The sequence below is a fragment of the Nostoc sp. genome, assembly GCF_036919595.1.
Classification (GTDB): Bacteria; Cyanobacteriota; Cyanobacteriia; order Cyanobacteriales; family Nostocaceae; genus Nostoc.
The window spans coordinates 46,037-68,467 of the sequence record NZ_JBALCO010000011.1 but is presented as its reverse complement, the minus strand read 5'-3'; the positions used below and the strand labels follow the sequence as shown (position 1 = coordinate 68,467).

18 protein-coding genes and 1 pseudogene are annotated in these 22,431 nt (G+C 41.8%); 11 read left to right on the top strand and 8 right to left on the bottom strand.

The window, feature by feature from the left end; genetic code table 11:
• The 7 genes and pseudogenes from V7K21_RS01570 to V7K21_RS01540 all read left to right on the top strand — a co-directional run.
• Window positions 1-123, top strand: a pseudogene (locus tag V7K21_RS01570) (photosystem II D2 protein (photosystem q(a) protein)); the annotation flags it as partial.
• Between the two features lie 765 nt (window positions 124-888).
• On the top strand, window positions 889-1,170 hold the full coding sequence (locus tag V7K21_RS01565; protein WP_335171077.1) for a 4a-hydroxytetrahydrobiopterin dehydratase: 282 nt from the start codon (window positions 889-891) through the stop codon (window positions 1,168-1,170).
• Between the two features lie 607 nt (window positions 1,171-1,777).
• A complete protein-coding gene (locus tag V7K21_RS01560; protein WP_335171076.1) occupies window positions 1,778-3,499 on the top strand; it encodes an iron uptake porin in 1,722 nt (573 codons plus the stop codon).
• 349 nt (window positions 3,500-3,848) lie between these two features.
• Window positions 3,849-4,286 (top strand): RrF2 family transcriptional regulator, encoded by a 438-nt coding sequence (locus tag V7K21_RS01555; RefSeq protein WP_273769373.1) that lies wholly within the window; start codon window positions 3,849-3,851, stop codon window positions 4,284-4,286.
• A 324-nt stretch (window positions 4,287-4,610) separates the two neighbouring features.
• Window positions 4,611-5,573: a cysteine synthase A gene (cysK, locus tag V7K21_RS01550; RefSeq protein WP_335171075.1), complete on the top strand. Its 963-nt coding sequence runs from the start codon at window positions 4,611-4,613 to the stop codon at window positions 5,571-5,573.
• A 15-nt stretch (window positions 5,574-5,588) separates the two neighbouring features.
• Window positions 5,589-6,290 (top strand): J domain-containing protein, encoded by a 702-nt coding sequence (locus V7K21_RS01545; protein WP_335171074.1) that lies wholly within the window; start codon window positions 5,589-5,591, stop codon window positions 6,288-6,290.
• Window positions 6,291-6,411: 121 nt separating this feature from the next.
• On the top strand, window positions 6,412-7,284 hold the full coding sequence (locus V7K21_RS01540; RefSeq protein WP_335171073.1) for a 6-carboxytetrahydropterin synthase: 873 nt from the start codon (window positions 6,412-6,414) through the stop codon (window positions 7,282-7,284).
• 99 nt (window positions 7,285-7,383) lie between these two features.
• Here V7K21_RS01540 and V7K21_RS01535 read toward each other — a convergent pair whose 3' ends face one another.
• The 3 genes from V7K21_RS01535 to V7K21_RS01525 are packed head-to-tail and all read right to left on the bottom strand — an operon-like array spanning window position 7,384 to window position 9,492.
• Window positions 7,384-7,551 (bottom strand): hypothetical protein, encoded by a 168-nt coding sequence (locus V7K21_RS01535; protein ID WP_335171079.1) that lies wholly within the window; start codon window positions 7,549-7,551, stop codon window positions 7,384-7,386.
• Window positions 7,552-7,583: 32 nt separating this feature from the next.
• Window positions 7,584-8,579, bottom strand: a complete 996-nt coding sequence (locus V7K21_RS01530; RefSeq protein ID WP_335171072.1) for a PrsW family intramembrane metalloprotease — start codon at window positions 8,577-8,579, stop codon at window positions 7,584-7,586.
• Window positions 8,572-9,492: a class I SAM-dependent methyltransferase gene (locus V7K21_RS01525; protein ID WP_335171071.1), complete on the bottom strand. Its 921-nt coding sequence runs from the start codon at window positions 9,490-9,492 to the stop codon at window positions 8,572-8,574. Before V7K21_RS01525 ends, V7K21_RS01530 begins: the two co-directional genes overlap by 8 nt.
• A 303-nt stretch (window positions 9,493-9,795) precedes the next feature.
• Here V7K21_RS01525 and mscL point away from each other — a divergent pair, with 303 nt between their 5' ends.
• Window positions 9,796-10,221: a large conductance mechanosensitive channel protein MscL gene (mscL, locus tag V7K21_RS01520; protein WP_335171070.1), complete on the top strand. Its 426-nt coding sequence runs from the start codon at window positions 9,796-9,798 to the stop codon at window positions 10,219-10,221.
• 57 nt (window positions 10,222-10,278) lie between these two features.
• Here mscL and V7K21_RS01515 read toward each other — a convergent pair whose 3' ends face one another.
• Window positions 10,279-11,958 carry a DUF3352 domain-containing protein gene (locus V7K21_RS01515; protein ID WP_335171069.1) on the bottom strand — a complete coding sequence of 560 codons (1,680 nt, stop codon included), beginning with the start codon at window positions 11,956-11,958 and terminating at the stop codon, window positions 10,279-10,281.
• Window positions 11,959-12,492: 534 nt separating this feature from the next.
• Between V7K21_RS01515 and V7K21_RS01510 the strand changes: the two genes are divergently transcribed.
• The 3 genes from V7K21_RS01510 (at window position 12,493) to V7K21_RS01500 (ending at window position 18,478) form a co-directional block, all read left to right on the top strand.
• Complete coding sequence (locus tag V7K21_RS01510; protein ID WP_335171068.1) at window positions 12,493-15,132, top strand: M1 family metallopeptidase; 2,640 nt, start codon at window positions 12,493-12,495, stop codon at window positions 15,130-15,132.
• A 1,217-nt stretch (window positions 15,133-16,349) separates the two neighbouring features.
• Entirely contained in the window at window positions 16,350-18,074 is a 1,725-nt protein-coding gene (locus V7K21_RS01505) for an ABC1 kinase family protein (protein WP_335171078.1), read from the top strand.
• A gap of 29 nt (window positions 18,075-18,103) precedes the next feature.
• Window positions 18,104-18,478: a hypothetical protein gene (locus tag V7K21_RS01500; protein ID WP_335171067.1), complete on the top strand. Its 375-nt coding sequence runs from the start codon at window positions 18,104-18,106 to the stop codon at window positions 18,476-18,478.
• Window positions 18,479-18,521: 43 nt separating this feature from the next.
• On the opposite strand, the gene V7K21_RS01495 is transcribed toward V7K21_RS01500, so the two are convergent.
• The 4 genes from V7K21_RS01495 to V7K21_RS01480 are packed head-to-tail and all read right to left on the bottom strand — an operon-like array spanning window position 18,522 to window position 22,413.
• Entirely contained in the window at window positions 18,522-19,559 is a 1,038-nt protein-coding gene (locus V7K21_RS01495) for an Npun_R2821/Npun_R2822 family protein (protein WP_335171066.1), read from the bottom strand.
• Window positions 19,560-19,575: 16 nt separating this feature from the next.
• The gene (locus V7K21_RS01490; RefSeq protein WP_335171065.1) at window positions 19,576-20,466 is read right to left on the bottom strand and encodes an Npun_R2821/Npun_R2822 family protein; all 891 of its coding nucleotides are present in this window, start codon (window positions 20,464-20,466) and stop codon (window positions 19,576-19,578) included.
• Between the two features lie 3 nt (window positions 20,467-20,469).
• Window positions 20,470-21,450, bottom strand: coding sequence for an Npun_R2821/Npun_R2822 family protein (locus V7K21_RS01485; RefSeq protein WP_335171064.1), 981 nt, complete (start codon window positions 21,448-21,450; stop codon window positions 20,470-20,472).
• Between the two features lie 3 nt (window positions 21,451-21,453).
• Entirely contained in the window at window positions 21,454-22,413 is a 960-nt protein-coding gene (locus V7K21_RS01480) for a glycosyltransferase family 10 domain-containing protein (protein ID WP_335171063.1), read from the bottom strand.
• Between the last annotated feature and the right edge of the window lie 18 nt (window positions 22,414-22,431).

Genomic DNA, 22,431 nt, shown 5'->3' with positions numbered 1-22,431 from the left:
ACCTTCTATACCAAAAACATTTTGCTGAATGAGGGTATCCGCGCTTGGATGGCTCCTCAAGATCAACCCCACGAACAATTTGTATTCCCTGAGGAAGTTCTACCTCGCGGTAATGCTCTCTAAGTACTAAAAGCCGACCATGATCTGAAATTGTGGTTACTAAGAATTGACATCACCCAGATTAAATAATCTCCTTGGCATGAGCTAAGAATGTGTCAATATTCCCCATTCTCTAGTCATCTCCCGCTTATTGGTGGGGGATTTTTTTATATGGTTAATATTTCTAAATTTATGTGTTATATTAGATGAAGGTTATAAACCCGGAGCAAATGCTCTGCCCTTTTGAGACTAAGACCGCTTAGGCAACAAGGAGGTGATGCCCATGATAGAAAGTAGTAAATGCATGGGTCATCAGGTTGCAGTTAGCCGGCTGTGCGCCGGGGCTGTTCTCTGAAAGTTAGCCTTAGTCATCTTGAGAGACTAAGTTAGCTCAAGTAGCTAGGCAAGCTCGGAGTTCCTTCCGGCAGTCTGGTTGCAACCTGAAGACCCGCTAGACCGCTCTGATTTAGATCATCTGATCTAAATCAGAGCGGATAGTTTTTTATGGGTGATTTTTGTTTTATCAAGGGTTGCTTTAGAAAACTTGTATAGCGATGCGTGTGGCCGGTAAAGCCAACGCGTTTAAATTTGCTTAAAAAGAAAAATATTTTGGCTCAAACCCTGGTGACTGACCAGATGTGAGTAATAACGTCCATCTACTAAGTTTAATTTAAATATACATACACGCATTATGCCCTAGTTTATCCTCCTATACTTTCTGTGTGGAGAATAAAAGGGGCTTACCTTCGTAAGATGCAAGATGTTACAGATATATAGGAATTTTCTGATATGCCACAACTACTCACTGAGGCAGAAATTCAAGAAAGTGCAAAGGTTTTGTCAGGTTGGACTGTTGAAGACTCCAAATTGCAGATTACCCGCAGATTCAAGGATTTTATCCAAGCAATTGAGTTTGTCAATAAGCTGGTGGAGCCGGCTGAGTCAGTAGGACATCATCCAGATATAGAAATTTCTTACAACAAAGTGAAGATTACCCTGACAACACATGATGCAGGCGGGCTGACGCAGACAGACTTTGATGTAGCGCGGGCGATTTCCCAAATCAACTAAGTGATTTTTGTGATATCTTGCACTAGAAAACCGGAAGTCACCGCGACGCGAGACTCAGGTTTAGCAAGCTTTAAGAGTATAACTACGGGTTTTGCTTTCGAGGGCGCGGGTTTCAAAACCCTTGATTTCTAAGCTGGTGTTTGTGATCACAATACAGACAAGCAAACTTCGTTTCTATAGCCAAGCCAGTGTGTTTTAACTGGTGTTCTATTTCTACCAGGGCTAAGTACAAGAAGTTATTTTTGCTGACAAGCTGCTAAGTGTCTGAAGCTTTGAGCAATTTAGCCAAGTAGAGAGCAAATGCCCTAAACCCTACTCCCTGCCTAGATATTTAGATAAGTATGTGTGACAGTTATTAAGCCGATCACTCTAATCTTGCCATCTAGATCAGATGTTTTATAATGTTATGATATAAACATATGTTTTTGCATAAGTTAATCACATAAGTTTTTAACCCTAAGTTAATCGTTTATTAGCTTTGCAAAAACTAGAATTGTAGTAGTGGCAACTATGCCTCATGCACAGGTTTCAATGATATGTCACATTTTTGAGATTTTAAGTGCAACGAATACAATTATCTAAACAAGGTGTGAGGAGTAAAGAAAAGATGTCTAATCTATTGTGGAAATCCTTAGTGGTTAGCCCAGCAGTTTTAGGAGCAACATTGTTAGTTTCGACAACAGCAATTGCGGCTCCAACCACAACCACTGAAGTATCACCAGCCAAGCAACCGGGTGTAACGGAAGTTGCCCAACAGCCAGAAATATTGGCTCAAACAACCATAGACCAAGTTAATCGCTACAGCAATGAAGGCAACCAAAATAACGCTCAGTCTCAAGTAACATCGGTTTCTCAATTTTCCGACGTACAACCCACTGACTGGGCATTCCAAGCATTGCAGTCCTTGGTTGAGCGCTATGGTTGTATTGCAGGTTACCCAAATTCTACTTATCGCGGTAACCGTGCTTTGACCCGTTATGAATTTGCCGCTGGTTTGAATGCCTGTTTGGATCGGGTTAACGAATTGATTGCCACAGCAACAGCTGACTTGGTGACCAAACAAGATTTAGCGACTTTGCAACGGTTGCAAGAAGAATTTTCTGCCGAATTGGCAACCCTACGCGGTCGTGTCGATTCCCTAGAAGCGCGAACTGCTGAATTAGAAGCTAATCAGTTCTCCACTACCACAAAATTAGTCGGTGAAGCCGTTTTTGCCGTTAGTGATGCGTTTGGAGGTAACACTGGTGACAACAACAATACTGTCTTCCAAGATCGGGTACGTTTAGACTTGCAAACCAGCTTCACAGGTAGAGACGTTTTACATACTCGTCTAGCTGCTGGTAATGCACAAGCTTTTTCACTAAGGGATAATGCTGGTAATGCGATCAACACTGCTGAAGGCACACAAACGTTTGAGGTCAGTAGCACTGGTAACAATAGTGTCAAGATAGACCGCTTGACCTATGAAGCTCCCATAGGCCCAGCCCAAGTTTACATTGCAGCTAGTGGCGGACGGCATAGCCATTATGCCGCTGTGAATAACCCTTACTTTTTTGATACTACTGACGGCGGTAATGGTGCTTTGTCTACCTTTGCTTCTGAAAGTCCTATCTATCGTATTGGTGGCGGTGCAGGTATAGCGCTCAATCTACCTCTTGGTAAAGGTGGCGGCATCCTGGGAAATAGCTCAATCACTGCGGGTTACTTGGCATCAGAAGCTAATACTCCTGTTCTTGGTTCAGGTCTGGCCGAGGGTGACTATGCTGCTTTAGGACAGTTGAATTTTAGTGTTGGCAATCGCTTGGCTTTAGCTGCTACCTATGTTCACGGATATAGTGCCGCAGGTGGTTTGTTGTTCAACTCAGGTTCCACATCAGATGGAACTTTTGGAGATGTTCAAGTAGGTACTGGACAAGCTAACCTTCTAAGTACCACAAATGGATCTTCAAGTAATTCTTATGGTGTGGAGGCTGCCTTTAGGCCCAGCGACAAACTGTCAATTAGTGGCTTCGTCTCTTACCATAATATCACCGGCTTTGGTGCAAATGATGATTTTGACGCTTGGAGCTATGGTGTTGGGTTAGCCTTACCTGATTTCGGTAAAAAAGGTAACGTTTTAGGTCTTTTTGCTGGTGTCGAACCCTATTCCTTTAACCGACCAGGTTTTGTTGGTAATGATAAACCCTATCACTTTGAAGGCTTCTACAAGTATCGCGTATCGGATAATGTCTCAGTTACCCCTGGTGTAATCTGGTTGACCTCTCCTGGTCAAAACAGCGATAACGATGATGCGTTTATCGGTACACTCAGAACAACTTTCAGCTTCTAGAGTGCTGACTATCCACTGATAATTTTGAACTCTATTGATCCCCGCCATCAGGCGGGGCTTTTTGTTGTCGGTAGCAGCAATAAACCCCTGTAGGTAACCGGAGTATACTAAAAAAGTTAAGATCTGTGAGTCAAGAATTGAATAGTTCTAACTTACGGCGTGAGTAACTTTTTTTGAGCGAACTTTTCTAATAGAGGTTGGCAGTTACATGTTGCCTAATATCTTAACTCTGCCAATTTTAGATTTTGGTCGCACCTTTGGTGCGCTTCCAGCGCAACTCGGATTTTAGATTTTTCCTTCAATCTAAAATCCAAATTGAATGACTCCTAACCCTAACTTATTGCTGCTTGTGGAACTATCGTGTAAATCGGAATACGCAATTCTAGCCTTATTAGAGATGGCCGCTCATTACGAAAGCGGCGAACCGCTGCAAATTCGACATATTGCAGCACAACAAAACATACCTGATCGCTATCTAGAACAGCTACTAGCAACCTTGAGGCGTGGGGGTATAGTCAAGAGTCAGCGTGGATCAAAAGGTGGCTATCTGTTAACGCGAGAACCCCGGAAAATCATCCTTTTTGAGATTTTGGAATGTTTAGAAGGGTTAGAGGTGCGGACTTGTGAAGAAAACGTTAATCTCAAAACGCTAGACAGTTCGGTTATAGAAGAAATTTGGCAAGAAGCAAGTCGCGCGGCAAATTCAGTGTTGCAAAAATATACGCTCCAGGATCTTTGTGAAAAACGAGATTCCCGGCGGCAGTTGGATATCATGTACTACATTTAGTCAAAAGTCATTAGTCATCAACAAATGACTTTTGACTCTTGACTAATAACTAAGTAAATAGGCAAGAATAAATCAACCTATGTTACGCAATGTAAATATAATTAAATTAGCTCGCTGGAAGCGGCTCTCTCCCTAGAAAATAGGGCTGGAGCCGCTTACTCTTCTCACATTGGGAGAAGACTTGCTCTAAGCGTTGGCGCAGCCTCTCTAAAAGTTGCCATGCCGTTGGCGTACCCCTACGGGGAAGCAAGCTACACGGAAACCTTTAATTAATCATACCCATTTAACTTAATAAGTAATAACTAATAATTAAGGACTAAATATATGCGAATAGCTCGTAACATTACAGAACTGGTTGGTCGTACACCCCTAGTGCAGTTGAAGCGCATTCCCAAAACAGAAGGATGTGTTGCTGAAATTGTGGTGAAACTGGAAAGTATGAACCCATCGGCATCAGTCAAAGACCGGATTGGGGTGAGTATGATTAACGCCGCCGAGGAAGAGGGGCTGATTACTCTTGGGAAGACAGTATTGGTAGAACCCACCTCTGGAAACACAGGAATTGCCCTAGCAATGGCAGCAGCAGCCAAGGGTTATCGATTAATTTTGACAATGCCAGAGATGATGAGTGGGGAACGTCGGGCAATGTTGCGGGCCTATGGAGCAGAACTGGAACTAACACCAGGAATGGAAGGCATGAGCGGGGCAATTGGGCGAGCGCAGCAAATGGTTAATACTACACCAAATACCTATATGTTGCAGCAGTTCCGCAATCCAGCCAATACAAAAGTGCATCGGGAAACCACAGCAGAGGAAATCTGGGAAGATACCGATGGACAAGTAGATATGATCGTGGCAGGGGTCGGCACAGGTGGTACGATCAGTGGTGTAGCAGAAGTGATTAAAGCACGCAAGCCTAGTTCTAAGGCGATCGCAGTTGAACCAGCCAATAGCCCAGTTTTATCTGGGGGACGGCCAGGACCGCACAAAATCCAAGGAATTGGCGCTGGGTTTATTCCCCAAGTGCTAAAGATAAAATTGATTGATGAAGTGATTACAGTCACCGATGAAGAAGCCATCGCTTATAGTCGACGTTTGGCAAAAGAAGAAGGGCTACTATCTGGTATTTCCAGTGGAGCAGCTTTATGTGCAGCAATTCGCGTTGCCCAACGTCAAGAAAATAAGGGACGTTTAATTGTGATGATTCAGCCCAGTTTTGGTGAGAGGTATTTGAGTACACCGTTGTTCCAAGACCTGGAGGCAAGATTAGCCGCTAGCGTCAGTTAACGATAAATTGAATTAATGGTCAATTCTAAGCACGTTTCTAACCATTACGAAACTCTCAAAGTTAGTCCAAGTGCAAGCCTTGCGGAGATTAAGCAAGCTTATCGCCGCTTGGTTAAGTTGTTTCATCCTGACAGTAATCAGGAAACAGCTGATAACGAGCAGATTATCCGCATCAATGCAGCCTATGAGGTCTTAGGCGATAACCAAAATCGCCGTAATTATGACCAACAGCTGCAAGATGACTCCCAAAAATTAAATAGCGATCGCCTACAGCGGACAGCATCAGCGCAACAGCATTACCAGACAAGACGAAAAACAGGACGCGATGTTGACGAGCAAGTAGAAGAATGGCTGCGTCAAGTTTACCAACCAGTAAATCGCTTGCTTTGTAACATTCTTTATTCGTTAGAAGAACAAATGGATCAATTAGCCGCTGATCCCTTTGATGATGAGTTGTTAGATGAATTTCAGGAATATTTAAAAACCTGTCGAGATGACTTGAAGCAGGCACAAATTACTTTCCGCTCCCTGCCGAATCCGCCTAGTCTAGCAAGAACAGCCGCTCACCTCTATTACACCCTCGATCAAGTAGCAGATGGACTCGAAGAATTAGGTTACTTTCCTTTGAACTACGATGAGCGTTATTTACACACAGGTCAAGAACTATTCCGCATAGCTACGGGATTACACTGTGAAGCGCAAGCATCTGTTACATAGTCATTGGACATTGGGCATGGGTCAATTTCACTGGATGACAAATGACACAGAACTTAGGAATTAGTTTATGCTGGAAACAGAAAAAGATTAAGAAATTTTAAATTCTGCTCCTAGTGTACTCATGCAATGCATTGTTAATCGCCGCGCCCAGTTTTCGGCAAGTCATCGTTATTGGTTGCCAGAACTGAGTGAAGCCGAGAATATTGATAAATTTGGTGCTTGCTCTAGATTTCCGGGACACGGACATAACTATGTCTTATTCATCTCCATAGCTGGGGAATTGAATGAATATGGCATGGTGCTGAACTTGTCCGATGTGAAACACGTAATCACAGGGGAAGTTACCAGTCAATTGGACTTCTCTTATCTCAACGATGTGTGGGCAGAATTTCAACAAACTCTGCCCACCACTGAGAATATTGCACGGATTATCTGGCAGCGACTAGCACCCCACTTGCCTTTAGTCTGTGTGCAGTTGTTTGAACATCCTGAACTTTGGGCAGATTATATGGGAAATGTAATGGAAGCCTACCTCACCATCAGTACTCACTTTAGCGCCGCCCATCGGCTAGCTCACCCTAACCTCAGTAACGAAGAAAATACTGAGATTTATGGTAAGTGCGCCCGTCCCCACGGTCACGGACACAACTATCATCTAGAAGTTACTGTCAAAGGGAAAATTGACCCACGCACCGGCATGATTGTCGATTTAGGGGCATTGAACCAAGTAATAGAAGATTATGTGGTCGAGCCATTCGATCACACATTTTTAAACAAAGACATTCCTTATTTTGCCGAAGTTGTGCCCACTGCTGAGAATATCGCACTTTACATTAGCAATTTATTGCGATCGCCTATTCAGGAATTGGAAGCTAAACTTTACAAAGTGAAACTGATTGAAAGTCCCAATAACTCCTGCGAAATCTACTGTACTGAATCAGAATCAGATTCAGTCAGCGCAGCCGTGAATCAGCCAGTATTAGCACGGGTTTAGCTAATTGAAAATCCAGGCATAGGACATAGGGAATTTATATCATCCCCATGCCTAATGCCCTATAAACGAAAAGAATCTAAAATTAGAACAGTTTACTTACTAAAGAGCGCAGCTTGTTTGATGATCCCAGTTAGGTGCTTTAGTCACAAATAATTCTCCATCAATAATCTCATAGCGATTTCTGCGTTCACGAAGTGTCTCGGAACGAGAATCGCCAGCAAATAGCTCTAGGTCAGCAGTCGTCCAACGCACTGGAGTTGTTTGCATAGAAACCCCCTAGCATTTTCCTAAATCATATTTTAAAAATACCGCCGCCGGGCGGAATGTCGCAAATAGCGATAAATGCCCCAGGCTAAAACTCCAAAAAAGAGATTTAGTAAAAAGCGACTAAATATAAACCACAAAATATCAGCATCAAAAAGCTTTGACGGACTCAAGGGACTTAAAATCCTGGCTAAGAGAAACAGCCCAAAAATAGCATTTCCACCCAGCACGAGGGCAAACAGCACTAAACTTCTCTGCCAGTAACGGCGCTGGGGTGTACGGTCTGAAATCAGGATAATTACAGATTTATTTTGCACTTTTCGCAGCAATTGTTCTAGTCGCCAAAACATCCACAATAGAAATGGAAATAAACCATAGCTAAGAAAACGCAGGGGTAGTGAGTAACGCCAAGCACTAGATAGGACATTAACTAGGGCATGACAGATTACAGAATTTAGCCAAGCCCGAAAAATGAACTTCTTGTCTCGATTTAACCGAGTGTGGGAGGAAATATAGATTCCTAAGGCATATCCCCAAGGCGCAGAGAACATGGCGTGGACTGGTGTACCTATAGTCCGGTCAAGAATTGATGCGGTATCATGGAATAGGTAAATCCAATTCTCTTCGGCAGTGAATCCGAGGGCAACCGCTACAGTGAAGAGGAAAACAGTAGAGTGAAGTAATCGATACCTGCGTTGCAGATAGCAGGTTGGGACAACAACCGCTACCAACTTACAGCCTTCTTCAATTGGGCCTACTTCCACGAGCTGCCGCAAGGCTATACCAAAAAGCGTAGACGCGCAGCGGCTTGTCGCCAGACATCGCTTAATCTGATGCCAGTCCCCAACCTTGTTGGCTACAATTTCAAAAATCCATTCGAGGCTAAGGGCTAAGATACCAGATATTGCCCCGATGATAAAGAACATTAACAACCTTGACAGAGTTGGGGCAAATGGCACCCGACAATAGTAGTAGCCTAGCAGCAGCAACGGTGGTATCGCTGCCCACAGCAGTAGAGAAAAATCAACCACTCACCTGAGCGATTACTGTACGGTGACGGTAGGTATTGTTGGTGATAGTAGGAGTTTGAAAACCCGCCTCAACAATAGCTTGCTCAATGTCCAAAGCAAAATATTCATCTAAATACGGTTCAGTACTTTTGAGCAACGTCAAAATGTAAGCTGGCATTTTCTTGTAAACTTCAGATTTGGGATTCATGTCCATGATTGCCAAGTAGCCACCTGGACGCAGCACGCGCCGCATTTCAGCAAAAATTTGTCGGGTTGCTGACTGGGGTAATTCGTGGCACATCAAGAAAATTGAGACTAAATCAAATGAGGCATCTGGTAGCCCAGTAGATTCAGCTTGGGCATGAAGCCAATTAATTTTAGCTTGACGTTGTTGAGCGCGGTAATTGGCAACAGCTAAGAAGTAGGGAGATAAGTCCAAGCCTGTGATTTTGCCATGAGGATAAATTTCTTGCATGGCAAAGGTACTCAAACCTACAGCACACGCCAAGTCTAGGATGTCTTGGGGTTGATTGAGGATCTGGGCTTTGAGGATATTGTGGTAACTTTGGCGCAGTTTAGCATCTCCTTCGGCTCCAGCATCCTGCCAAATTCCGGCATGGACAGTACGAGCAGCAACTTCTAGCTCCCAAGCGGCTTTCCAACTGAGGTCTCCACCTTCGTAGGCATGGAATGGCCGCAAGTAGTATTCTGGATAAGAAAGCTGAGGATTTTCTACTTGAGCTAGATCAGCCTTCCAATCACGCGCCTGTAGTGTCTCGACTTCTTGCGTCCAAGGCACGCCAATTCTTTCGGCACGTTTAATCATCATTTGTCTAGCTTGATGCTTGGCTAGGTTAGCTAAAGGCTTGATTGCCAGTACCCCATTTACCAAGCGGGAAGCGAAACCAGGAGTAGTATTTACAGCAGCGGTCATAAATTAATTCGCGTTCAACAGCTTTTTTACTTATGACATACTTGCTGGATGTCAGTCTAGAAATGAATTGAATTGTATAACGGCAGTCTGCCTCCTTTGGCTTGCCCCAAGCAACAAATATTATAGAAGGTTGACATTTGGAGAGCAGCAAAGTTCTGAGAAAATGAGAATTATGCTGGTTTACATTTTGGAATTTTATTCAAGACTGGTAAAATTTTGATACTTAGCAACATTTGTCTCAACAGGGATAGCAAAAAGGTGAGTGCCATTTATAACAGTAAGTTAAGCTTATTGGAGTCAAATATGGCCAGAGGAAGAAGAGCAAGTGGCTTTTTAAAAGATTTTCAAGATTTTGCCCTTAAAGGCAATGTAGTTGACTTGGCGATCGCTGTCATCATTGGTAGTGCTTTCGGCAAGATTGTTACTTCCTTTGTTGAAGATGTAATCATGCCATTGATTAATCCCTTGGTTAGTTTTGCTGGCAAAGACTGGAGAACAATCATCATTAGTCCGGGAATCAAGATTGGTGAATTTCTTGGCGCAATAGTTGACTTTGTAATCATTGCCTTAGTTTTATTTGTGGCAATTCAAGCCTTACAAAAATTCAAGAGAAAAGAAGTCGCCGATGAACCCTTGGCAGATCCTAACCTTGTAGCCCAAGAAAGATTGACTGGCGCGTTGGATAGACTCAACCAAACCTTGGAAACTCGGAATAATCAAGTTTTGTAAGCGGGGATTGGAGGGAAATGTCCAATACCCAATGCCCCATGCCCCATGCCCAATGCCCTACTTTGCAGTAGGCTTGAGAGCTAACAACATTTCTAATTCACTAGTAGATTTATCAGGACTAATAGCGGTAAAACCAATACCACGAATCGAATTCAGGATGGTGATGGTATCGGCGTTAGACGAGATAAAACTATTGATCAGAGGTACAGTTTTAGTTTTGTCCATATCCAGGTAGAAATAGCCGCCGTTGGGCCTTTGCAAAGAACCAGTAACGGCTTTGAAGACATCGCCATTGTCGATAGATGGATTCTTGCGATCGGCAACTGCGTCAGCAATTGGACCACCAAGAGCTACAAATACAGTATCTTGATCCAGCCAACCATGTGCTAATAAAGCTCCCTGTCGGGGAATTTGCCATTCAGTTACGTCTTTACCACCGATATTTCTGTTGGCGACGTTGATTTGTTGGTTTTTGGCAAGAGTATCCAATTTTGTTAAGGTGGCTTCGGCAGTTTTGCGATCGCTAGTGTCAAATACTAAAGCACCTCCAAAACCAACAGTTGCTAACACGCCTTGATTAGATGGAATCGCACCAAAGGCGAATTCTCCATTCATCCAACCAAAAATATCCTTATCCAGGTCAATATTGACAAATTTCAGTTGTCCGCGCACTTGTTCCAAAGCTTGCTTCATTTCTGGATAATCTTTTGACTGTTCTACTAGCGTTTCCCAGCCACGGCTGATGCCATTTCCGCTAATCAAAGCAAAGGTATCAGTGGGAAATTGCCCCAGTATATTTCCCGGACTTGATTGATACTGAAATTTATTTAGTTGCGGATCTAAATTGGCGATCACTTTTACCCGCATTCCTGCATCATCAACACCAACACCCGCCACCACAGATTTTATCTGCTTCAGTTGCGCCAAGGCTTGTGGAGGTAACTGCTTTGCCTGCGGACTTGCAGCTGCTAATTGCTGTACCATCCCTGCATAGTCTGGTACATAAATTTGGGCGAGGCTGTTTTTGACATCTACTCCTTTGTTGAGAATGGTGCTGGCACCTTCTTTACTGGCAAAAGAAGATTGTCCCTTAAAGGTGTCAATTGCTTTTTCTACAGCTTGCTTTTGGGGGGCTAATACCAAGTGACTATTATTTAAAACTACGCTATATGTCAGCTTGCCATTTTCTGTAGTTTCGATAATTTTTTGACCTTGGTAGTCAGATTCCTGGAATTTTACCCCTTTTTCTGACTTCAATTTTTTAGCAAAATACAAGGCACTGAGTTTATCCTTGATTCCCACCACCATCAGGATATTTGGTTCCTGCTGTAAATTTGTTGGTACATTAGGTGCCTCAGAGGGCACGTTTAACTGTGCGGATTTCACAGGATTTGGTGGCAGTACAGCAATCATTACACTACCAGCCCAAGGCTTTATGTCTTTTTCATAAGAAACGTTACTGCCACTGAATATTTGCTTATTGAAATCTTCCAGACTTTTTGCCACTAACTTTTGTGCTTCTGGAGTGCCAAACTGCTGTAACTTTGCCCAGCCTTGAGAGTCAGTAGTAATATAAGTTGCCATCAATGCTGTTGAAGGTACTACTTTAGCACTGCTTAGAGCGTCTGAGCTACCTCCTGATGGGCTTTTAAAATACGTATAAGTTGCTATACTTCCTGCTACAACTACAGCAGCGCCAATAGCAGGAATGAAAAGCTTTGATTTACTTTCGGGCATTTTATTATCCTCTTTTGCTCAGATTGTCACCGAGATTTATACAAGTGTCATTGTAGAGTTTTCGGATTTATTAATAATTTCCGCTCATTGATCGGTATTTACTGATAAAATTAGTAGTCCTATAAGTTAGCGGTCTAAAATTACTCTCAAAAATACTTCAATGGCATGAGGAGCGAATCCGCAAATGATATGCTGTTCATTTCAAACAAAATAGCCTGTTCAACAGAGGCAAGCTATCCTAAGTTATAAGAATAATTAGGAGTATTTGTACTTAATGAGAATCTATTGAGGTGTAAGAGACTCTTGACTCGATGACAAAAAAGTGCAAAACATCAGGAAAAGTAGATGCGGGAGGGATATGGAAAAAAGTTCAAGGATCGGCAGCCGACGTTCAGAAATTCGGGTGAGATTAATTTCAATTCCCCAATCGCAAAGGGGAGTCCTCAATTGATTTGGGAAATACAGACACCGCTTTTTGCTTAACTACATCCAGCCAAGCCAGACTTTTCAGGATTACAAGGTCAGTAAGGATCAATGTCGAAGTTTTATTTTGATACAGATAATAACGCACACAAACCTTTTGAGTTACCGGGAGCAAGACCACACTACAACCCCGATCGCCCCGGACAGGTAGAGCATATTTTTCTCGATATCAGCTTGGATATTCCCAAGCAAAGCTATCAGGGCAGTTGTAGCATTCGCCTCTTACCAATCCGTAATGGCATTGATCGTCTGACTTTGGATGCTGTCAACCTGAATATCGAGTCTGTGCAGGTGGACGAGGTGGCACAAAATTTTGACTACGATGGGGTAGAGCTTTCCATCCAACTTTCTGAGGCGACCCAGATTGGTAAACGCTTGCTGATTGCGATCGCCTACTCGGTGGCAAAACCGCAACGCGGTATTTACTTTATTCAACCAGACAAGCACTACCCCAACAAGCCTACTCAAGTTTGGACTCAAGGAGAAGACGAAGACTCTCGCTTTTGGTTCCCCTGCTTTGACTATCCAGGACAACTGTCTACTTCAGAAATTCGCGTCCGCGTCCCTAACCCTCTGGTGGCGATTTCTAACGGCGAACTGATTGATACTACAGAAGATAGTGATTACAAAATCTACCATTGGTCACAGCAACAAGTTCATCCTACCTACTTAATGACTTTGGCAGTCGGTGACTTTGCCGAAATTCGGGATGAGTGGAACGGGAAAGCAGTCACCTACTACGTAGAAAAAGGACGGGAGGAAGATGCTAAACGTAGCATGGGCAAAACTCCGCGCATGATCGAATTTTTGAGCCAAAAGTATGGCTATCCCTATGCTTTTCCGAAATATGCCCAGGTTTGCGTCGATGACTTCATCTTTGGGGGGATGGAAAACACCTCCACAACCTTGCTAACAGATAGATGCTTGCTGGATGAACGCGCCGCCTTAGATAACCGTAATACCGAAAGTTTAGTCGTCCACGAACTCGCGCACCAGTGGTTTGGTGATTTAGTAGTGATTAAACATTGGTCTCATGCTTGGATTAAGGAAGGAATGGCTTCCTACTCTGAGGTGATATGGACAGAACAGGAATATAGTCTAGAAGAAGCAGCTTACTATCGTTTATTGGAAGCTCGTCGTTACATTAGTGAAGATAGCAGCCGCTACCGCCGGCCAATGGTAACACATGTTTACCGGGAAGCTATTGAACTTTATGATCACCACATCTACGAAAAAGGGTCTTGTGTTTATCACATGATTCGGTTTCAATTGGGAGATGAATTATTTTGGCAGGCTATCCAAACATTTATCCAAGATAATGCCCACAAAACTGTAGAAACAGTAGACTTACTCAGGGCGATTGAAAAGGCTACTGGACGAAATCTTTTGTTCCTCTTTGACCAATACGTTTATCGTGGTGGTCATCCCGATTTTAAAGTAGCTTACTCTTGGGATGGAGATGCTAATTTAGCAAAAATTACGGTAACTCAAACCCAAGCTGCTGAAGGTAAAAATGGGAGTAAGGATTTGTTTGATTTAAAAATCCCTATTGGTTTTGGCTATCCGCTACAAGAAGTGAGAAGTGGGGAGTTGGGAGTTAAAAATAATTCCCAACTCCAAACTCATAACTCACAACTCAAAACTTTTGTAGTGCGGGTAAATGAACGTGAACAAAGCTTCTACTTTCCCCTAGAAAATAAGCCCCAATTTATCAGCTTTGATGTTGGGAATAATTACCTGAAAACAGTAGCTTTGGAGTATCCAATACCAGAGTTAAAAGCCCAGTTAGAATCTGACCCCAACCCAATTTCGCGCATCTATGCAGCAGAAGCTTTGGCGAAAAAAGGCGGGTTAGAAGCTACCATTGCACTATCTGTGGCGCTAAAAAATGACCCCTTGTGGGGTGTGCGTGTGGAAGTGGCTAAACAACTAGCCCAAATTAATTTAGACCAAGCCTTTGATGGCTTAGTTATTGGATTAAAAGATAAAAATGCTTACGTGCGACGATCTGTAGTGGAAGTACTTGCTCAAATCAAAACCGCTGAAAGCTATAAAGTTGTGAGAAGCTTGTTGCAAAAGGGCGATCCCAGCTACTACGTGGAAGCAACAGCCTCTCGTGTGATCGGGGCGATCGCATCTGCAAATTTGGAAGAAAAACCCAAGGAAGACAAGGTATTAAAGCTGCTAAAAGGCGTTTTAGAAGAGAAAGCAGGTTGGAATGAAGTCGTGCGGAGTGGTGCAGTTGCTGGTTTAGCTGAATTCAAAACTTCGGAAACAGCCTTAAATCTGCTAATCGAATACACCAAACTTGGCGTACCACAACCTCTACGTTTAGCCACAATTCGCGCTTTAGGAAAGATTTCTGTAGGTCAGAATCCGGTTAATTTAGAACGAATTTTAGAAAAATTAACAGAACTAGCCAAAGAAACCTTCTTTTTAACGCAAGTGGCGGTAGCAGCAGCATTAGGACAAATGGAAACACCCAAAGCAGTCAGGATTTTGCGATCGCTAGCTGAACAAGCAGTCGATGGGCGTGTACTTCGTTATGCTGAAGAAGAAATTTCTAAGGTGCAAAAGAATATTGGTTCAGAAAAAACCCTGCGTCAATTGCGTGAAGATTTCGACCAACTCAAACAACAAAACCAGGAATTAAGAAGCCGTCTAGAAAACTTGGAGGCTAAATCTAAATAGCACTACATGATAATTAAAAGTAGCTTATTGGTAATTGGTAATTGTGGCAAAACCACTACCAATTATCAAATTTATATCATTCCTAAATGATAATTATATTATGAGTCGCGGGTTGATTCATCCACCTAACTATACATTTTGTCCTGCAAGAAACCGAACAGATATAGGACTTACGCAAAAAACCTCTCAAACTCTTATTCCTTCGTGTCCTCTGTGGTTCGATTTTTCGTTACCTGTGCGTAAGTCCTGATAAGCTAATCGTCATTCATTTTTCCAGGATGATTCGCTTGTAGTAAGGGCTTCAGCCCTGTTTTTATGCAACTTAAATGCTGATTAGCTTATCATTTCTCTGTGAGGCTACGCCAAATTTTCTTGGCTTCTTATTTGTTTATTTATTTCTTTGTGTCCTCCCCTGCGGTAAGCCACAACTCTTAGAGACGCTTCTCTACGAGAGGCTCCGTCAACGCGAACATGTCTATGCGTTCTTTGCGGTTCGTTCGTCATATAGTTTGGTGCATATTCATACAGAATTGGTATGAAATAAATCATCTGACTTACGCTCGTTCTATGCGCGTTTTGGCTTCGTTGAAACTAATATACGGTGAGGATATAACATGTTTAAATTGCAGTAGTATACTACTTGGGCTTGTCCTGGTTAGTCAATAAAAGTTTGTTTCTGTTAGGAATAACTTCTGAATGGGCTGTAATTACAGTTACAGCAGTCACCTGTAATGCTATTTTATCAACTTCATTATGGACGAGTGTTTTAGAAGACCATGATCGCAGGAGTATTCAGGCAAAGCTAAATGGGTCGCTAAGACAATCTGAATTTTAAAATGATTAAATCCAAGACAGTAATAGTACTACTGCTCCATATAACTGTTAGTAAATAAAGTTACTTAACTGTCACAGTTTATTTAAATTTTTATACATCAAATATAGGTAAATATTTATATTTTTATAAACAATGGTTAAAAAAAGATAAAATCATCTGAAACTTGGATAAGTAGTTGTAGTTTTATAAAGTATAATTAAGAAAAAGATAAAGAAATCTAGGCAGTAATATAGGCTAAAATCGCCTCGAACAATATCCCCAAAGGATAAAGTTTTAGTTGTTTTAGATAAAAGACTACTGCAATCCTGAACTTGCAACTAACTTGTGGGTCAGCATAAAAACCATAATTGTAAATTTTTCAGTGGAAGAGGCAAAAAAAGGCGTGGGTCAGTATCAACCTACTCAGCTAAAACTCTATAATCCAGATGTGATCGCTCGCTACTATAGTTACCGTCCGTGGCTTGCCTGGGGGCGACTGCTGAGAATTATCTCCTCTTTTGCAGGATTTCTACTCAATCTCAAGTGGGACGAATGGCAAGATAAAGTTGAGCAGAATAAAGGTAAACGAGCTATCCAGTTGCGAGAACTGCTGACCAGGCTCGGTCCGACTTTTATTAAAGTTGGTCAAGCCCTCTCTACCAGGCCTGACCTGATACGCAAAGATTTTTTAGAAGAACTGATCAAGTTACAAGATCAGTTACCACCTTTCGATAATGCGATCGCTTACAAAATTATCGAAACTGAGCTAGACCGTCCAATCCATGAAAGCTTTAGTGAACTGTCACCTAACCCGGTAGCTGCTGCTAGCTTGGGTCAAGTATATCGTGGTCGTCTGATCAGCGGCGAAGAAGTCGCAGTTAAGGTGCAACGCCCCAACTTACGCCCGATTCTCACCCGCGACCTCTATCTATTGCGGTGGGCGGCGAGTTGGATAGCTCCCTGGTTACCCCTCAATCTCGGTCACGACCTAAGTTTAATTGTGGACGAGTTTGGCACGAAGCTATTTGAAGAAATCGACTATATTAATGAAGGCCGCAATGCCGAACACTTTGCTAGCAACTTCCGCAACGACCCGCAAGTTAAAGTTCCAGGAATTTACTGGCGTTATACCAATACCCACGTTTTAACGCTGGAATGGATTGATGGCTTCAAGCTGACGGACACTAAACGCATCCGCGAAGCAGGTTTAGACCCAGAGGCGATCATCCAAATTGGTGTTACTTCAGGATTGCAACAGCTTTTGGAACACGGCTTCTTCCATGCTGACCCTCATCCCGGCAATTTGTTTGCTGTGGTTGATGGTCGGATGGCTTACATTGATTTCGGGATGATGGATCAGTTGGGGGAAACCACCAAAGAAACGTTAGTAGATGCACTAGTGCATTTGGTGAATAAAGACTATACCGACTTAGCTGAAGATTTTGTAAAATTAGGATTTCTGACTCCAGACACGAATATTTGCCCAATTGTGCCAGCATTAGAAGCGGTGCTGGGAAACGCCATTGGCAAAAATGTCAAGGATTTTAACTTCAAAACTATTACCGATGAATTCTCGGAACTGATGTACGAATATCCTTTCCGAGTCCCAGCGAAGTTTGCTTTGATTATTCGTTCCCTGGTGGCTCAGGAAGGTATTGCCCTGAGCCTGAACCCAGATTTCAAAATTGTTGAAGTGGGTTATCCCTATATAGCACGGCGGTTGCTGACAGGGGAATCGCCCGAATTACGGCGGCGATTATTGAATGTGTTATTCAAAGATGGTAAATTCCAGTGGCAGCGGTTAGAAAATTTGATTGCGATCGCTCGTAGTGATAACAACTTTGATGTATTGCCCACAGCCCAGATGGGGTTCCAATATTTAATGTCCCAAGAAGGCAAGTTTCTACGGCGACAACTGGTACTTGCTCTTACCGAAGATGACCGCCTCCACACCGAAGATGTCCAACGCCTGTGGAACCTGGTTAAAGATGACTTAAAACCGGATCGTTTACTAAATATAGCGATCGGTATTTTAACAGACTTATCCAGGGAAGGCGCAGCGGCTATCCTCCCAAAAGCTACATTCCTTGGGTCTTTTGCTGGAAACCAGTCAACAAACAAAAAATAAAAATTATTTAATATCAATCAGGAGTTTTCATGTACTATTTTCCTCTGCAACCGCCTTATTTTCTGTTACTTGTTGGCTTTCTAACAGCATTAACATCTGGTTTGGCATTATCTGGCACTTTGAAAGTAATTGTGCAGAAATGGCCAAGCGATCGCACGGAAAATACTAAACCTCGTTCTTCACTGAAACAATTATTTGTGCCATTTCTCGGCATAACTGCCGGTACTTGTGTATTTCTGTCTTCAGGCTTAGAAATATTTGGCTTTCCCTCCTCTTTGGCTTTAGGAGTCGGTCTACCAATTAGTCTGTTTACTTGTTTATTAGTTTGGTTGCAGTTGGGAAGTATGATGACCTTTATAGAACGCGAAGGTATGCAATCTTTAGATTTAGATTCTATGTCATAGATTTAGAACAAGCTGATTTAACTGGCATAGCTTTGCTATATTATTAGTACCCATTAATTCTATCTTTGAGGTTACGATACTTTAACTTGATGTTATTGACTCTTTGCTGAATGAAACTACTAGTAGACTTTTGTAGAAGCAGTAGCTGGCTTGGACGCGTAAAGGTTTGAGGACGTTGTTCAGGCGATTTTAAATACCGATAATATAAGAAAACATCGCGGTAAGGAATATCAACATCTTCACCCCCACAAAGCCGCACAAAAGCTGAAGAAGATATACTCATATAGTGTAAGTACATCAACTTCCGCCCTTCGTCGTAAAGGACGTTATTTAGCAGATCAAATTGAGAACTCCAGTGGTTACCCGTTGCCTGTTCGCAGTCATGAAAAGCAAAGTTATAATACGAAATTCCGCTTCTCACAACCATGTAGTTAAATAAAGATTGGTCAGGCGCTAAAAAAGCCATAACATCTGCCTCACCTGATGTTAATTTGTTGAGTAAGTCGGCTCTTATAGCTGTAGAAAAAACATTTTTCTTAGTGGCAAACCAACCAGCGCAAAACACTTTAGATTGCAAGTTATCTGAGTTGAAAACTTCCTGCATCTGCTCTGGCGAACCATCAAAAATAAATTTTAAATCAGACTTATACTGAAAATCATTGACTACCCAATCATAGGTATCTAGTTTTTCATATACATCATCTACGGATCCCATTAATAAAGTATCTGCATCAAAATAAATAAATTTATCAAAGGAACCATCCACAGCACAAAATTTGCGGTGCATTGGTAACTCATAGAGTTCCGGGAAGCCCCATTCTCGCCAAGTTTTTTGTGCTCTAGGATAATTTTTCCATATCTGGATAGCAAAGTTATCCCAATAAGCTATGGAATCATAATTTTCAAATAAGGTGACATTATCTCTAGATGCAATCTCTACCTTTACTTTGTCTAATCGCTGATTATATGGAAGTATACAAATAGGAATTTTCCTGCCAGCATTAGCTTCTATACTGTTGAGCAACGCAACTAATTGGTCATAGACAACATCATTTGCTAAGATATAAATGCCATCAATCATTGGGATACTCCTAATATTAAGTGCGGGCAGCAACAAAGGGAAATAAACGGCGAGTCAGTTTGGGGATGAAGGCGAATTTGCCCTCATGGAGATAGCGATAGTGTTCCCACAATTGCCAATAGGGACTACCAGTTTTAATCCGCGTACCAGCCCAATGAAGATATTTTAGTCGTTGTCCTCGGTCATAGAGGGCGTATTCTTGCTGCTGGAAATTTTGCGAACCTGCCCAACTACCAGGCCCTCCCCCAGGAATTTTAACGAGATTACCACGCTTGGCAATAAGTTTGAGAACAAGATAATTCAGAATAGGTTGGTCTGTAACTCCTTCAGAAAAATCAAAATATTCGCGATGCACTGCACACTCGCGCAAAACTTCATCCATCTGTTGTTCGGTAATAATTCCTTTTCTTGAAGCCCAAAAGCCACTGTTAAAAACATCTTGAAGTTGAGCATCGGAAAAAATTTGCTGTTCTTTCACAAATGGGTCAAAGATATTTCGCAGCTTGTCATTGGCATGATGGTAATCACAACAGAAGAAATCGACTTCTGAAAGTTTGTCTAAATTGTCGGCGATTTTTTCAAAAACGACAATATCTGTATCTATATAAATAAATTCATCTAAAGGGCCAAACCATACCACCAGTTTACGCATTTTGTTGGGTAAGGCAAGAAAATCTCGATCAAAAATTTCTCCAATGCGTTTGGTAAATTTGTCAATAAGTTCTAAATCTGGGAAAATTTTGATGTTGTGTAAGGTAGCAAGCTGTTCTGCTACCTTATGATAACTTTCATTAAAAGGTATTAGATAAATGGTTACTTCTGGGTCATAGTAACGAATGCTATTGAGTAAGGCAATAGCATTATCGATAACACGATCATTGGCAACAATATAAATTCCCCTACTCATAAATTATCCTTGGTTAATTAACTTAAATTTTCGCAAAGCTCTTGTAAGTAAATTTGGTATTGAAGCGTCATTATAACTTTTAGGAGGGTTTTGAAAGACTGGACGCTTTTCTGGTTCGTGTAAGTAACGATAGTAGAGAAATAAATCCCGATAGGGAAACTCAATATTTTCTCCGGCACAGACTGCTTGATTGATATTAGGAGGAACACCAATGTAATGCAGGTAAGTTAGTCGATTACCTTTGTCATAGAGAATATGTTCTCGTTCCTCGAAGTGCTTAGATGTGGCAGAACATCCTGTTTTTTCATTATCTGGCAGTTGGCGAGCAAAGTTATAAATAGAAAGATTAGACCTCATTACCATGTAGTTTACTAATGGTTGTTCCCCAGCACCTTCATATAAAATTTCTGCCTCACCATTTTGTAAATGGGATATCAGCCAATCTCTTTGTTCAGAGTTAAATATTCCCTGTTTCGCACCATAGAAGCCTGAGCAAAATATTTCGGAATCAATGCGTTTTTGCTCGAAAACTTCTAGTAATTTGGGAGAATTAACATTATATATTTTACTAACGTCTTTAAATTGGAAATCGTAGACAATAAAATCATAACTATCTAGTTTTTCAAATACTGTCGCTAGTGAGTTCATCACCAAAGTATCTGCATCTAAATAAACAAACTTATCGAATGGCCCATCAAAAGCGCAAAAACGACGGTGAGCGCCATAAAGACGGGATTTCCTACGATTCAATCGTTCTGGTGCTGCTGTCAGCATAAATTGATCCCAGCGGTTGATTGATTCTTGATTATCGTAAATAAATACATTAGGACGTTTAGCTATTTCATCAGCAATTCGCTGTGTCTGATCATCGAAAGGATAAATGCAAACAGGAGTTTCTGAACCTAAAATAACATCAATACTGTTGAGCAAAGCCACCAGTTGATCGAAAACATAGTCATTGCCAAGGGTACAAATACCATTCATAATTTATGAGTGTTTAGCAACAAAGTTTGACAACCAGTTAAGCAAGTTTAATTTGTGTAAAATGATTTGACGTGCTTCTGCGATCGCATCTTTGGCAGCATACCAAGCATCAGGTGTAGCTGTCACTTGTTGGATGTAGGCAATGCCTTTTTCATCTAAACTGGGCAATCTTAAAAAACTACCTGGTGGCAATAATTTATCAGCTGCCGGCCCACCATAGTAGATTGGTAGACACCAAGCAAGCAAACTATCCCAAAGTTTTTCACTCACATACCAATTATTATCAGCATAATTTTCAATTGCCAGATTGTAATAGTATGGTGCCATGCCATACCATTTATTACCCAATTCTCCCGATTTTTTAGCCGATTCTGGTAAGTTACGCCCATATAAATCAAATTTAATGCCACTAGATTGCAGAGACTGCAAAAAGTCTAAACGCTGGCGATGATTAACTGTGCGGCTAATTCCTGAAGTAATCCAACTACATGGAGCAACCTTTTTGGGAGGTGGCATTTCATTTAAATCTTGAAATGAATTTGAGTGATACCAAATAGCAGGCATATAGTCTGGAGTAGGAGCAAAATTATCAGGACCAGAAACGTAGCCGGAATACTTTTGGGCTTGTTGATAATTATGATTAGTTATTTCAACAATTTCATCTAAAGGTGGTTCTCTTAGTAAATAAATAATCCCCTCTTTGTTCACACCACGCAGTAGAGAATCAACATTTACTATTGATTTTTGCTGCTGTTTACGAAAACTATCTAACCAAGATTTTTGTGGCGGTGCTTGAGGAAAATCAAATTGATACATCAACAGAAAATCTGGTTTTACTGCCAGTGCCTGCATTTGTATATTTCCCCAAACTCCAAATTGATTCGGGGTTTGTTGCCACAGCCAATCGGCTCTGGTTTCTAAACCTCGATAGCTGCTAATCATACCTACAGTTTTAATAGTCATTTTAGTTATTAATTGTCA